The organism is Streptomyces sp. NPDC006385, from assembly GCF_040612485.1.
Classification (GTDB): Bacteria; Actinomycetota; Actinomycetes; order Streptomycetales; family Streptomycetaceae; genus Streptomyces.
On the sequence record NZ_JBEXQG010000075.1, the window covers coordinates 1 to 14243 of the forward strand.

At 72.2% G+C, this 14243-nt stretch carries 12 protein-coding genes; 3 read left to right on the forward strand and 9 right to left on the reverse strand.

The features are described from left to right. Window positions 1-140: 140 nt before the first annotated feature. Window positions 141-689 carry an ATP-binding protein gene (locus ABZ078_RS36720; protein WP_356582685.1) on the reverse strand — a complete coding sequence of 183 codons (549 nt, stop codon included), beginning with the start codon at window positions 687-689 and terminating at the stop codon, window positions 141-143. A gap of 184 nt (window positions 690-873) precedes the next feature. Next, complete coding sequence (locus ABZ078_RS36725) at window positions 874-1197, reverse strand: hypothetical protein (RefSeq protein WP_356582687.1); 324 nt, start codon at window positions 1195-1197, stop codon at window positions 874-876. A gap of 341 nt (window positions 1198-1538) precedes the next feature. Between ABZ078_RS36725 and ABZ078_RS36730 the strand changes: the two genes are divergently transcribed. Further along, complete coding sequence (locus tag ABZ078_RS36730; RefSeq protein WP_356582689.1) at window positions 1539-2663, forward strand: PLP-dependent cysteine synthase family protein; 1125 nt, start codon at window positions 1539-1541, stop codon at window positions 2661-2663. A 44-nt stretch (window positions 2664-2707) separates the two neighbouring features. On the opposite strand, the gene ABZ078_RS36735 is transcribed toward ABZ078_RS36730, so the two are convergent. Both ABZ078_RS36735 and ABZ078_RS36740 read right to left on the reverse strand, forming a co-directional pair. Further along, entirely contained in the window at window positions 2708-3187 is a 480-nt protein-coding gene (locus ABZ078_RS36735) for an SRPBCC family protein (protein ID WP_356582691.1), read from the reverse strand. A 74-nt stretch (window positions 3188-3261) separates the two neighbouring features. Further along, window positions 3262-4092, reverse strand: coding sequence for a DeoR/GlpR family DNA-binding transcription regulator (locus ABZ078_RS36740; protein ID WP_356582693.1), 831 nt, complete (start codon window positions 4090-4092; stop codon window positions 3262-3264). A gap of 292 nt (window positions 4093-4384) precedes the next feature. On the opposite strand from ABZ078_RS36740, the gene ABZ078_RS36745 reads away from it, so the two are divergent. Further along, window positions 4385-6724, forward strand: coding sequence for a hypothetical protein (locus ABZ078_RS36745; RefSeq protein WP_356582695.1), 2340 nt, complete (start codon window positions 4385-4387; stop codon window positions 6722-6724). A 66-nt stretch (window positions 6725-6790) separates the two neighbouring features. On the opposite strand, the gene ABZ078_RS36750 is transcribed toward ABZ078_RS36745, so the two are convergent. The 4 genes from ABZ078_RS36750 to ABZ078_RS36765 all read right to left on the reverse strand — a co-directional run bounded on the left by ABZ078_RS36750 (window position 6791) and on the right by ABZ078_RS36765 (window position 11432). Next, the gene (locus ABZ078_RS36750; protein ID WP_356582697.1) at window positions 6791-9232 is read right to left on the reverse strand and encodes a right-handed parallel beta-helix repeat-containing protein; all 2442 of its coding nucleotides are present in this window, start codon (window positions 9230-9232) and stop codon (window positions 6791-6793) included. 109 nt (window positions 9233-9341) lie between these two features. Further along, window positions 9342-9947, reverse strand: a complete 606-nt coding sequence (locus tag ABZ078_RS36755; RefSeq protein WP_356582699.1) for a hypothetical protein — start codon at window positions 9945-9947, stop codon at window positions 9342-9344. A 180-nt stretch (window positions 9948-10127) separates the two neighbouring features. Beyond that, window positions 10128-10955, reverse strand: coding sequence for an MOSC N-terminal beta barrel domain-containing protein (locus ABZ078_RS36760; protein WP_356582701.1), 828 nt, complete (start codon window positions 10953-10955; stop codon window positions 10128-10130). 42 nt (window positions 10956-10997) lie between these two features. Further along, window positions 10998-11432, reverse strand: a complete 435-nt coding sequence (locus ABZ078_RS36765; protein ID WP_356582703.1) for a DUF6643 family protein — start codon at window positions 11430-11432, stop codon at window positions 10998-11000. 296 nt (window positions 11433-11728) lie between these two features. Here ABZ078_RS36765 and ABZ078_RS36770 point away from each other — a divergent pair, with 296 nt between their 5' ends. Further along, entirely contained in the window at window positions 11729-13015 is a 1287-nt protein-coding gene (locus ABZ078_RS36770; protein ID WP_356582744.1) for a TerD family protein, read from the forward strand. Here the strand turns inward: ABZ078_RS36770 and ABZ078_RS36775 are convergent, their stop codons facing one another. After that, window positions 13016-14233: a glycosyltransferase gene (locus ABZ078_RS36775; RefSeq protein ID WP_356582705.1), complete on the reverse strand. Its 1218-nt coding sequence runs from the start codon at window positions 14231-14233 to the stop codon at window positions 13016-13018. It lies immediately after the preceding gene. Window positions 14234-14243 lie beyond the last annotated feature (10 nt).

Sequence of the window (14243 nt, forward strand, 5' to 3'; positions counted from 1 at the left end):
GTCGTTCTCCAGGTCCCGCACGAACTCGCCGATGTGGACAGGGCGGTCGAAGCCGGGAGACCCGGCCACCCGGAGCAGATCGCCCAGGGTGGTCGCCGGCATACAGCGCCCCGCAGGCGACCGAACCATCCAACGCCCGGTCAGCCCACCACGGCCGACCGGGCGGGAGCACGTTCCGGCCTGCGCAGATCCACCCGCGCCCCGACCTCCGCGAACCGCCGGGCGGGCTGCTCCACGGCCGTCCGCTGTGGCGGCCGCGCGCCCGCGCCCCGCACCACGGTCGCCGCGGGCGTAGGCAGCGTGAACCACACGACCTTGCCGGCGTCGCCGTCCGGCCGCACGCCCCAGCTCTCGCTGACGGCGGCCACCATGGCCAGCCCGCGCCCACAGGTGGCGAGCGCGTCGGCGTCGCCGGTGTCCGCCACGACCGGCAGACGCGGGTCGCTGTCGCGCACCGAGACGGTGAGCCGGTCGAGCAGCAGCTCGATCTCGACGGTGCACGTCTTGTCCGGCTGGGCGTGCAGGTGGACGTTGGTCAACAGCTCGGTCACACAGAGCGCGGCGCGGTCTATCAACGGATCCAGATGCCAGTAGCGCAACTGCGCCGATACGATTCTGCGGACCTGTCCGATCCGCGACGGCAGGGCTTGGAGCTCCACCGTGCAGTGCCTGCTTGGGTACTTGATCACGGCTGCGACTCCCCGACTGAAGAGGTCCGGAAGAACACGGAGTACGGATCCAGCAGGGTGCTTGAAGGAAACGGCCGCCTGCTGTCGTGGCCGGCGGGCTGGTTCGCAGCGTTATCGCCGGTAAACCCAGAGTGACGTGAGACCAGAGTGACGCAAAAGTCGCAATATCGCAACTCTTAGTGACTTATCCCTTACGCCCCGCTGCCTTCCGTACGGCCTCGATGAACCGGCGTGCCGCGGGAGGACCGGGTTCGCCCGGGGCGGGGTCGTGATCGCCCAGCGTCAGCGAGTAGCGCTTGCCGTTCAGGTCCGCCAGCGCCCGGTCGTCCGGGGCGAACCAGGGCTTGGAGGCCCGCACCGCCTGCACCGGCGCGCTGTCGATCTCGCTGCCGTAGCTGGTGAGCAACTGCAGCCTGCCGTCGCTGATCCGCACCTGTCCGGCCCGGGTCAGCGAGCGCAGCCGCTTTCCGATCCGCACGCCCGTGGCCGTGAACTCCGGCTCCGCCATGCCCCGCCCCCTCGTGTGCGTCGGTGTGCCGGCGTGTCCTCGCGTGGATGTGGCCGGCTCCGCTCGTGATCCAGTGTGTCCCCCCGTTCGGGATCGCCGTCCCGTCCCGTGCAGTCTGCCCCCGTCCCGCGTCCAGCACCAGTACGCACGTCATCGCCGGGCGGGGGCGCACGGAAGCACTCGCGCGCATGCGCCCCCAGCGACGGGAGGCCGGCGACCCAGGGGCGCCTTTGAGACTCTCAAAGGTGTGTTTATGCAGGTGAGAAGCGTGCGAAAGATGTTTATGCTCGAAGCGACGGCCGCGCGAGTCGCCGTTGCAGCCCAGCATGAGGAGCACCGCCGTGAGCACCGTCCAGCAGACCCCGTCCGGCGTGACCCTCGACGTCGACCGCAGCGACGCCGCCTACCGCGTCTGGCTGAAAGAAGCCGTGCGCAAGGTCCAGGCCGACGCCAACCGTTCGGCCGACACCCACCTGCTGCGCTTCCCGCTGCCGGAGCAGTGGGGAATCGACCTCTACCTGAAGGACGAGTCGACCCACCCGACCGGCAGCCTCAAGCACCGGCTCGCCCGCTCGCTCTTCCTCTACGGCCTGTGCAACGGATGGATCCGGCCGGGCCGCCCGGTGATCGAGGCGTCCAGCGGTTCGACGGCCGTCTCCGAGGCGTACTTCGCGAAGCTGATCGGCGTGCCCTTCATCGCGGTCATGCCACGCACGACGAGCGCCGAGAAGTGCCGTCTGATCGAGTTCCACGGCGGGCAGTGCCACTTCGTGGACGACTCGCGGAAGATGTACGAGGAGTCCGCACGCCTCGCGGTGGAGACCGGCGGCCACTACATGGACCAGTTCACCTACGCCGAACGGGCCACGGACTGGCGCGGCAACAACAACATCGCCGAATCCATCTTCCGCCAGCTCAGGCTGGAGCGGTTCCCGGAGCCCACCTGGATCGTCGCCACGGCCGGCACCGGAGGGACCTCCGCGACGCTCGCGCGGTACGTCCACTACATGCAGTACGACACCCGCGTCTGCGTCGCCGACCCGGAGAACTCCTGTTTCTTCGAGGGCTGGATCACCGGCGATCCGGACGTCACCTACGACTGCGGCTCCCGGATCGAGGGCATCGGCCGGCCCCGCATGGAACCCAGCTTCGTGCCCGGCGCCGTCGATCGGATGATGAAGGTGCCGGACGCGGCGAGCGTCGCCGCCGTCCGGGCTTTGGAGCAGGCGATCGGACGCAAGGTGGGCGGCTCGACGGGCACCGGGCTGTGGAGCGCGCTGAAGATCGTCGCCGAGATGGTGGCCGAGGGGCGGCAAGGGAGCGTGGTGACGCTGCTGTGCGACCCCGGGGACCGGTACCTCGACAAGTACTACTCGGACGCGTGGCTGGCCGCGCAGGGCCTGGACATCACACCGTACTCGGTGGCCATCGAGCAGATGCTGGACACGGGCGTGTGGCCCGAGTGACCTGCGAAAGCCAGGCCGGAGGGGCGCTGGCGCAGGACCTGGCGCTAGGACGCCGCGGACGTCAGCCGCCGGTCCAGCGCGTTCACCGCGTCCCGGAACGCCCGGCCCAGGCCGGGCCGCGCGAGGCCGCAGGCGAACCGGAAGGGTGCGGTGCCGTCCACCGCGAACGTCCACCGCACCCGCGTGCCCGTCCCCGCCGGGGCGAGCCCCCACTCCTCGACCATGGCCCGCGCCCCCGGTGCGTTGGTGACGTCGACGCGGTAGGCGTACACCTCGGGACTCTTGGCCACGAGGATCGTCTCCTCGAAGCGGGTGCCGCCCCTGAGCCGGACCTCACGCCGGGCCCCACCGTCGAGCGGCCGGGCGAGCGTCACCGCGGAGAACCACTGCGACCAGCCCGGCACGTCGTCGGCGAGCGCGTGGAACACCGCCTCCGGCGTGGCGGAGACCTCCCGTGCGAAGACGTGCCGTACGGGCGCGCGCTCGATGAAGTCGAGCCCCACCTCACGCAGCAGGTGAGCCATGGACGAAACCCCCTATGCCGACGCCGCACCGGGCAGCGCCACCATAACTGGCGTCTCGTCAGATGTCTGCACCGTCAGACGTCGGCGTCCTCGTCGGGCTCGCCCGCCACCACCAGTCGGCGCAGATGCTCCGAGATCTCCGAACGCGCCTCGGTCGCCAGGCCGGAGTCCGTCACCAGCGTGTCGACCTGCTCCAGCGTCGCGAACGAACTCAGCCCCACGACACCCCACTTGGTGTGGTCGGCGACCACCACGACCCGCCGTGCCGACTGCACCAGCCGCCGGTTGGTCTCGGCCTCCGCGAGGTTCGGCGTGGACAGGCCGGCCTCGACCGATATCCCGTGCACCCCGAGGAACAGCACGTCGAAGTGGAGCGTCCCGATCGCCTGATCGGCCACCGGGCCCACCAGCGAGTCGGACGGGGTGCGCACCCCACCGGTCAGCACGACCGTGGCCGCGCCCTGCCGTGGCCCCGACGTGCGCTGGGCCGCGTGGAAGACGTCGGCCACACGCACCGAGTTGGTGACCACGGTGAGGTCGGGCACGTCGACCAGCTGGTGCGCGAGCGCATACGTCGTCGTACCCCCCGACAGCGCGATCGCGGAGCCCGGCGCGACCAGCTCGGCCGCGGCCCGCGCGATGTCCTCCTTGGCCGTCAGCTCCAGACCGGACTTGGCCTCGAAGCCCGGCTCGTGCGTGCTCGCCTCGACCACCGGGACCGCACCGCCGTGCACCTTCTCCAGCACGCCCTGCCGGGCGAGCGCGTCGAGATCGCGGCGCACCGTCATGTCCGACACGCCGAGCTTGCGGGTCAGCTCATTGACGCGAACCCCGCCTCGGCGCCGCACCTCGTCCAGGATCAGGGCGCGCCGCTGCTCCGCGAGGAGGTTCTGATTCTCGCTCACGTACGCTCCGGTCCTTTCGCCTCAAGCCGTCCGACACACCCTGCGCAACCCCTCCGACAAGGACATTCTCGCCCTTGCCCCGTGCGCGGGCGTCCCATCCTCGCACGGGTCGGTACCGGTCGCGCCACTGGCTGTCACGACGCGCGCATGTCACTTCGGCATCGCGCGTTCCGCTGTTCGTCCCACGGATCGGGGAGATTCCGTGACGAGAGGTGTAAGGGGCACCGTTCGGGGAGATCCTTGTGCCCGCACAGACTGAAGCCGACGGCTCGTCACGGGGGAAGTGCGACCGATGGAACATGCGCGGGAAAGCGCCGAATTGAACGGAGCGGACGGGCCCGACGGCCCGGTCCCGGGACCCGAGGGTGCCAGGATCGCCCTGGAACTCCTGGTCCACGGTGTCGGCGGCACCACGCCGCAGGACATGCTCGACGATCCGCGCACCGTGCGGATCACCGGCGACGACACGGCCGCCGTGTTCCGGCGCGCCGAGGACGTCGACGCGGAGAACAGACCGGACGGCCACCGGAGCGGACCGGTGCCCGAGGCGTACGTCTGGTGCAACCTGACCTCGGGAAACAGCGCACGCGCCCTGTGGCTGCTGTTACTGCCGTTCATGGTGGTCAACCTCGCGCACTGGATGCGCCCCACCACCCGGGACCGCGAGCGGACCGTGCGGCTGTACGGCCTGCTCGTACGGCTCGCGGGGCTGACGCTGACGGTGCTGCTCGTCGCGGCCGCCTGCGAGGTCGCCCTGGACCTCACGGCCTGGCAGTGCGCGGGCACGCGCGCGTGCGCCGAGCGGCACAGCTGGCTGGGCTTCCTGTCGCCCGTGGTCTCCGAGGGCGGCTGGTGGAGCCGCCCCGGCCGCCGGCTCGCCCTCGCCGCCGTGGTGCCCACCGCGCTGACCGGCCTGCTCTGGTATCTCTCCCGCCGCACGTGGAGCGCCTACGAGTCCCAGCAGCCGATGTCCCACGAGCCCGAGCCCGACGAGGAGTCCGGCCGCACCTCCCTGGGCCGCCCCGGCTTCTGGTACGGCCGCCGCCTGGTCGCCCGGCTGCGCGCCGCGCACACCGCCGCCGGCCTGCTGACGGTCGCCGCGGCGGTCGGCTCGGCCGCGGCCCGCTTCGACCGCCGGTCCGGGGGACCGGCGCTCCTCGACGCGCTGGGCCGGCTCCTGGAGGCGGCGATCGTCGTCGGGGCCGCCGTCGTGGTCTGGGTGGTCTGCCGCCGTGGCCGCAGCGAGAACCGCCTCGACCAGGAACTCGACGAGCGCCTCGTGAGACGCCTGCCGCTCGCCGCCCTCGTCCTGCTGGCGCTCGCCGTGGTGTACGCCGGCTGGGACCGGCCCGGCTGGCAGTCCCAGGGCCGCCTCCCGGGCGACGCCACCTTCGGCGCCATCGCCTTCCTCCAGGGCCTGCTCGTGATCGTCCTCGCCGTCGTCGCCCACATCCTCCACCGCACCGATCCCGACCCGCGCGCCGCCATGCGGGGCCTGGGCGGACCGGCCGTGGCGATGCTGGCCTGCGCCCTCGGCGGCGTGATGTCCGGCGGAGTGTCCCAGCGGGTCTCCGACTGGCTGGACGGCACCGGCACGTCCATCGACGGACCGCCGGTCCTGCTGACCTGGCAGGCATCCGTCATCCCACCGCTGCTGGTCCTCCTGCTGCTGCTCTGCGGCTGGCTGGGGTGGCGGGCCTGGCTGCTGCGCCGCACCGAGCTGGGCACGGTCGAGCTCGACTACACCGGTGAGCCCCGGGACACGGCACGCACCCGCCGTATCGCGAGCACGCGCGCGATGGCCACGCTCACCGACCGCGCCCCGCTCGTCGTCGCCGTCACCTCCACCGCGACCCTGCTGCTGGGCGCCGGAGCCCTGGTCGGCGCCCTGACGACCGACGAGACACCGAGCAAGGCCGCCGACGGGGCCTTCGTGAACGGGGCCGCCGAGACCGCGCAGGCGCTGGGCTCCTGGCTGATCGGCTTCGGCTTCATCCTGTTCGTCACCTGGGGCAGACGCGCCTACAAGGACGCCTCCGCGCGCCGCACCATCGGCATCCTGTGGGACGTCGGCACGTTCTGGCCGCGTGCCGCGCACCCCTTCGCGCCGCCCTGCTACGCCGAGCGCGCGGTGCCCGACCTGACCTGGCGGATGGCGACGTGGACCCGCGCCAAGGAGGGCCGTCGCCTCGTCATCTCCGGCCACTCCCAGGGCAGTGTGCTCGCGGCCGCGGCGGTCTGGCAGCTGCGGCCCTCCGACCGCAAGCGGGTCGCGCTCCTGACCTACGGCTCCCCGCTGGAACGCCTCTACGGCCGCTGGTTCCCGGCCCACTTCGGCCCGACCGCGCTCGCCTCCCTGCACGCCGAGGTCGACTGCTGGCGCAACCTCCACCGGCGCACCGACCCCATCGGCGGCCCGGTCCGCCTGCCCGGCGACTGCGGTCCCGCGGTGGACCGCGAGGCCCTCAAGGATCCGCTGGCGTACGGCCGTACACCCGAGCATCCCCTGCCGGCACCGATTCTCGGCCACGGCGAGTACCAGGCGGACCCGGCCTTCGCGGAGGAGCGGGAAAGGCTGCTGGCACGGCTGCGACCGGAGGTGCCGGCGCAGCGACCGGAGACCGAGTGCTGATCCGAAGGCTCGGGAGGGCACGCGACCAAGGGCCGACGCGTGCCCTGCCCGGCCTGAGCGGCGGTCTCAGGGCAGCTCCGGCAGGTCCTCCGCGTACAGCAGGGTCAGGTCGTCCGTGCTCGGCTCGTCGACCTGGGCGACCCGGCTCGCGTGCCGTTCCACCATCGCCTCGAAGGTCTGGCGTGCCGTGCGGCCGTTGCCGAACGCCGGGCCCTTGGGGATCGCCGTGAAGTACTTCAGCAGGGCCTCGGCGACGCCCGGACCGAGCCGGTACTCGTGCTCCTCGGCCTGCTGCTCCACGATCCGCAGCAACTCGTCGGGGCCGTAGTCGGAGAAGGTGATGGTCCGTGAGAAGCGGGACGCCACACCGGGGTTGACCGAGAGGAACCGCTCCATCTCCGCCGTATAGCCCGCGACGATCACCACGACCGCGTCCCGGTGGTCCTCCATCAGCTTCACCAGCGTGTCGATGGCCTCCTTGCCGAAGTCCCGGCCCGAGTCCTCCGGCGACAGCGCGTACGCCTCGTCGATGAACAGCACACCGCCGCGCGCCTTGTCGAAGGCCTCCTGCGTGCGGATCGCCGTGGAGCCGATGTGCTCGCCGACCAGGTCGACACGGGACACCTCGACCAGGTGGCCCTTCTCCAGGACGCCGAGGGACGCGAGGATCTCGCCGTAGAGGCGCGCGACCGTCGTCTTGCCGGTGCCGGGGGAGCCGGTGAAGACCAGGTGGCGCTTGACCGACGCCGCCTTCAGGCCCGCCTGTTGGCGGCGCCGGCCCACCTCGATCATGTCGGTGAGGGCGCGCACCTCGCGCTTGACGCTCTCCAGGCCCACCAGCGCGTCCAGCTCGCCGAGGACGTCCTTGGAGGTCCGCGCCGGCTTCTCGGGCTCGGCGGCGGCGAGGAGCGGCTCCTGCTCGGTGCTGCGCTGGCCGGGGATCGCGCCCAGCAGGCCGGGGGACTGGCGCACGGTCTGTACGGCGGGCTCCGGCGCCGGCGACGGCTGCCTCAGGCCCGCGCTCTCGTCGCTGGTGCAGTCCTCCACCTCGGGACCGGCCCCGGCGGCCGCGTCCGGGCCGCCGTCCGCGAACTCGTACCCGCCGCGCGCGCACCGCTCCGTCCGGCACTTCCGCAGCGTCGTACGGCAGCCGTCGATCACATGGAAGCCGTAGCCGGCGCTGCCCCTCACCCGGCAGTTCTGGAAGGTGCCGCGGCCGCCCGCCGAGACGTAGAAGCCGGCCTCCGCCGGGGAGTCGACCGTGCAGCGCTCGATGGTGGGGTCGGCGCCCTTGGTGACGATCACGCCGGTCTGGTTGCCGTCCAGAGTGCAGTTGCTGAGGGTGCCGCCGCTGCCGTGGTCCCGGAACCAGGCGCCCGTCGCCGCGTCCCGGATCCGGCAGTCGTCGAGCTGCGCGGTGGCCCCGTCGCTCACCGACACGGCGGTGTTGCGCACCTGGGACAGGTCGCTGTCGACGACGTCCGCGCGCGAGCCGCGGTCGAGGACGAACAGGGCGTCCGGCACGTCGTGCACCCGGCAGGAGTCCAGCACCGCGGTGGCCCCGTCGCTCACCCACACCGCCGGGTAGTCGCCCGTGCTGTCGAAGATCTCGCACTGGTTGGCGTCCACGCGCGTGCCCGGATCCCACACCGACAGGCCGTTGCGCCCGAACTGACGCACCGTCGTGCGGGTCAGGGTGAGCACGGAGCGGGAGCGCAGATCGACCGCGTTCTCCGGGATGTCGTGGATACGGCAGTCGGCCAGGGTCAGCACGGCGTCGGTGTCGAGCGTGACGCCGTCGGCGGTGGTGCGGTGCACATCGCAGTCGGTGAGATGGGCGGTGGCCCGGCCGGTGACCTGGACACCGGAGCCGCGGACCTCGTAGATCTCGCAACCGACCGCTTCCAGCGAGGAGTTCTCACCGGTCGCCGTCAGCCCCGAGCCGGAGGCGTGGTGGATCCGGCAGCGCTCCAGACGGGGGTGGGCGCCGCCGCGTACGGCGATGCCCGCCTGGCCGGCCGCGACGACCTCGCACTCCTCGAACACCCCGCCCCCGCCGTCGACCACGGCGATGCCGATGCCCGCGGGGTTGTCGACCGTGCAGCGCCGCATGGTCGGCCGGGCGCCGCCGCGGACCTCGATCCCGGCCGCGGACCGCGTGACGACCCGGACGTCCGACAGCTCCGGGGCGCCCTCCTCGACGAGCAGCGCGGGCGCCGCCGCGTCCTGGCCCTCCACATGCAGGTCCTGGACCACCGCGGAGGCGCGCACCGTCAGCGGCACGCCGTCCAGGGGCGCGATACGCACCGAGCCCGGGGAGCCCTCGGGGCCGCGCAGGGTCACCGCCCGCTGGACGACGAGGTTCTCCCGGTAGGTGCCGGGTGCGACGGTGAGGACGTCACCGTCGGCCGCGGCCTCCAGGGCGGCGGCGAGCGATGCGTACTCACCCGTGCGGCGCCGCCACCGCGATGTGCCGGTGTGCGTCACCTGGACCGTGCCCTGTGCCATGGCGTTGATGTGCCCCCACCTCGTAGTACGCGGGTTGTGCTGCCGAAGAGTTCGGCCGGTCCACCGTAGCGTGCGCGCGGACGGTGGGTTGACCAGAGCCGGAAGGCCGTCAGCTGCCGGTGCCGGTACGGCCCCAGTCGGGACCCGCCTTGTCCCAGGCATGGTCCCAACGCGCGTACCGGCGACGGACCATGCGCCACAGGAGCAGCCGTCTGCCGCCCTCGACGAGACCGGCGGCTATCAGGGCCGCGCCGAACCCGGCGAGCACGGCGTGCGTCGACGCCGTCGCGGAGTCCAGGGGACGTGCCACGGGGTGGCCCTTGCGGTCCGTCCATATCGTGAAGCGGTCGCCGGGCCGGGGGGTGTCGAGGCTCGCCATGACCTGTGCCCGGTGGACGCTGCCGTCCGGTGCGGTCCAGTCCGCCACGACCCGGGTGCGCGCGCTCCGCCCGCTGGAGGCCTCGGGGTCGGTGTCCAGCGGGGAGCCGTCCAGCTCGCGGAGCACGGTCGCCGTCACCAGGTGCCGAGAAGCGCGCTGTTCACGGACGGACTTCTGCAGGGCGTCCTGTGCGAGGCCGCCGACCACGGAGCCGGCCCAGGGCGCGACGACCAGGATCAGCGACAGCGCCGCGAGGGCGACCCAGGCCTCGACCAGATCGGTCGTACGGCGCAGCGGATTGTGCCGCCAGCGCCAGAGTCCGCTGATCGCCCGCATGGTCCGGCCATCCCCCTTTCCGCTCCGTGATAACCCCCGCCAGAGCCGTTCACCCACGGGCCCGGCGAAGAGAGAGCGAAATCACCTCCGTCCTGGGCCTCTCATGAACTTCTCATGAATGCTCAACGCACGGGTTCCCGGGCCCGGTTCCCGAACCTCGCGGCTCGGCGAGATCTTTTGTCAGCCGAGGATCGTGACCGGGTCACCGACCTGGATCGTGCCGCGGGACAGGGGCACCAGGTTCTGGCCGAACACCAGCTTGCCGCCGATGCGTCGGTGCCTGCCCAGGGTGTGCAGGGGCTCCCTGCCGCGCTCGGCGGTGCCCTGGTCGGTCGTGGTCACCACGCAGCGCCCGCACTTCTTGGGGACACGGAAGGCGACCTCTCCGATGGCGATGCGCGACCAGTCGTCCTCGGCCCAGGCGGCGGTGCCCGAGACGACCACGTTGGGCCGGAAGCGGTTCATCGGCAGGGGGCCCTCGTGCGCGTGCTCGCCTTGGGCGATGAGGGAGTTGAGGGCGTCGAGCGAGGCCGACGAGGTGAGCAGCAGCGGGTAGCCGTCGGCGAAGCCGACCGTCTCGCCCGGCAGCGCGTACTCAGGGTCGACGGGGCGGCGCGTGCCGGGATCGTCCATGTGAGCGAGGCGTACCTGCGCGCCGAGATACGCGCTGCACCAGGCGTGCGCGGCGTCGTCCTCGGCGAGGACCGCCTCGATCTTGTCCCGGAAGATCTCCACAGGGACCATGCCGACCGGCCGGGGCACGGGCACGGTCAGCGGTTCCATGCCGGGCGCGGACAGTCGCACACCGCCGCCGGGCGGCAAGTCGGCGGCGATCAGCGCGAGGCGTGGTCGCTGGCGCTGTGTCACGACCTTTCCCCCGTCGTCGATCAGCGCCCAGCGTCGGTCTCCGGACAGCCCCCAGGGCTCCACGACGGCCTCCCGGGGCGCGATGCCCCGGCACGCCTTGACCGGATGGAGGTGGATCGACTGCAGCTGCGCGTGCCCCATGGGGCCATCGTGCCAGGTGGGGACGACAGCCCGGGGGACGGGTCAGTAGCCGCGGTACTGCTGGTTGTTGTACGGCTCCTGGTAGGGAGCCGCGGCCGGGCGGGGAGCCGCGGGGCGCATCGCCTCGTAGCCCGTGCCGCCGGGTGCCGCCGGTCGAGGCTGCTGCGTCTGCGGACCCGGGTAGGCACGCGGCGCGGCCGCCTGCTGCGGGATGTAGGCCGCCGGCGCCTGTTGCAGCGGGGCGGGCTGCTGCGCCTGCGGGTAACCGTAGGAGGGCTGGGACGGGGCCGCCGGGAGGGCGGGCAGCGCGGACGGCAGCGCGGGCAGACCGCTGCCCGGCGTGTCGTACGCCGCGGGGACCCGGATCGGGGCGATCTGCGGGGTGCCCCGCTCGGCCACGAGCGAGTCGTAGATCGGAGTGTCCGGGAAGGAGGCGGAGTAGTAGCCGCCGCCATAGGTGGAGCGGGGGGAGGTCATGGCGCATACGTTAAGCCCACGATGTGCTGGTTGGGGAGACCGATAAGAGGGTTGTTTTATGTGTCCGCAGTGACGCCGGATCCCCAATGCGAGCGAACTTGCCAAAAAGGGACGCCAGTCCGGGTTCAGATCGTGTAAAGGCCGAGTTCCGGGCGGGTTACCGTCGGTTGACCTCCGGGTTCCAGTGCCCGTCGTAGGACTCCGCCGTCGCGGAGAATAGGTTTGTCCGGGAGAGAGCCCGATGAGATGCCGGGGCACGCCTGGCGCGGTGACACGTGATGGGGGCGGACATGTCAATGCCGAAAGGATCGAATGCTCCGGTGCCGACGACGGCATTGCGAGTCGAATTGGGCTGGCGCTCCGGGCCGGGCGTGCCCGACGCCGACGCCTCGGCGCTGTTGCTGGTCGGTGGAAAAGTCCGTTCCGACGGGGACTTCGTCTTCTACAACCAGCCCGAGCACTCCTCCGGAGCCGTCCGGCACGAGGGCAAGCGGGACACCGGCGGCAGGGTGACCGACAGCCTGCTCGTCGACCTCGCGCGCGTGGAGCCCGCGATCGAGACCGTCATCCTCGCCGCCTCCGCGGACGGCGGCGCGTTCGGCCAGGTCCCGGACCTCTGTATCGAGGTCAAGGACGCCGCCCAGGGCACCGTCGTCGCCCGGTTCGACAGCACTGGCGCCACCGTTGAAACCGCTTTCGTCCTCGGTGAGTTCTACCGCCGCCAGGGCGCGTGGAAGTTCCGCGCCGTCGGCCAGGGCTACAGCAGCGGCCTGGAGGGGCTCGCCACCGACTACGGCATCACGGTCGACGATCCCCAGCCCGCGGCGCCCGCGACGCCGCCGGTCGCACCCCCGGTGACCGCGCCCCCGCCCGTGGCGCCCCCGGTGACCATGCCGCCGCCCGCCATGCCGCCGGTTCCCCCGCCCGTGCCCCAGGCACCGCCGGTCAGCTTGAGCAAGGTGACGCTCACCAAGGCCGCCCCGTCGGTCTCGCTGACCAAGCAGGGCGGCACCTCGGGCGCCATGCGCGTGAACCTCAACTGGCAGGTGCGCAAGCAGTTCTCGGGCTGGGCGAGCAAACTGGGCCGCGCGGTCGCTACGCACAACGACCTCGACCTCGACCTGTGCGCCCTGTACGAGCTGACCGACGGCAGCAAGGGAGTCGTCCAGTCCCTCGGCAACGCCTTCGGCGCCCTGCACCAGCCGCCGTACATCCACCTCGACGGCGACGACCGCACCGGCGCTGTGGCGAGCGGCGAGAACCTCACCATCAACCTCGACCACCAGCGGTCCTTCCGGCGCATCCTGATCTTCGTGACCATTTACGAAGGGGCGCGTTCCTTCGCCGACCTGAACGCCACGGTCACCCTCACACCGCAGCACGGCGCACCGGTCGACTTCTCACTCGACGAGTGCACGGTTCCCTCGACGGTGTGCGCGCTCGCCCTGATCACCCACACCGGCAGCGACCTGATCGTCCAGCGCGAGGCCCGCTACCTGATCCCCGAGCGCGGGGTCAGTCCGCAGCGGACCGTCGACCACGCCTACGGGTGGGGCATGAACTGGACGCCCGGCCGCAAGTAGTCAGCTCTCGTCGGGCACGGCGCCCGGACGTGCGTAGGTGCGCCCCTTCCATGCCGCGCCGCGCCCCCGGTAGTGCTGCACCGCGGAATCGACCGTCATGAGGAGATAGAGGAACGCGGTGAACGGCAGCAGCGGAGCGAGCCACAGCGGCTGGCGGTAGTAGCGGAGCATCGGCACGTACGTCCCCGTCATCACCAGCCAGGCGAGCCAACCGCCGACCGCCGTCGCCGTATCCGCGCCGAGCAGACCTGCGACCGCGGCCACGGGCGGCACCAGATACACCAGCGCGAGTCCGGCGACCGTCCCGGCCAGCACCAGCGGGCTGTGCCGCAACTGCGCGTACGCGCTGCGCGAGACCATCCGCCACAGGTCGCGCAGCCGCGGATACGGGCGCACGCTGTCCACCCGCTCGGCCAGTCCCAGCCAGATGCCGCCGCCGCTGCCCTTGACGGCCCGCGCGAGCGCCACGTCGTCGATGACGGCGTGCCGGATCGCGTCCGGAATCCGCGCCCGCTCGGCCGCCTCGGTGCGCAGCAGGACACAGCCGCCCGCCGCGGCCGCCGTCCGGGCCCCCTTCTTCCCGATCCGGCGGAATGGGTACAACTGCGCGAAGAAGTAGACGAACGCCGGCACGACCAGCCGCTCCCACACGCTCTCCACCCGCAGCCGGGCCATCTGCGAGACGACGTCGAAGCCCCCGGTGCGCGCCGCCGCCACCAGCTCCCGCAGGCTGTCGGGCGCATGCGCGATGTCGGCGTCCGTCAGCAGCAGGTACTCGGGGGCACGCGCGCGTGCCAGAGCGATGCCGTGCCGCACCGCCCAGAGCTTGCCGGTCCAGCCCGCGGGCGGATCGCCGGGGGAGTCCACCGTCAGCGGCAGCCCGCCGTGCCGCCGCGCGAGTCCGCGCGCCAGCTCTCCGGTGCCGTCCGAACTGCCGTCGTCGATGAGGAAGACCTCCGCGCGCCCCGGATAGTTCTGGGCGAGGAGCGACGGCAGACTCGCGGGAAGCACCGCGGCCTCGTCGCGCGCCGGCACGACGACGCAGACCGACGGCCATGCGTCCGGGTCCCGCCGAGGCGGGAGCCTGATGTCCGTACGCCAGAACAGGCCCTGGCACAGCAGCAGCCACAGCCAGGCGGCGAGTGATACGGCGGCGGTCCACGCGATCGCGCTCACGCGCGTGAGTCTGCCCCACCGGGCTGGTCCGCAAGGGCTCATCGACTATCGT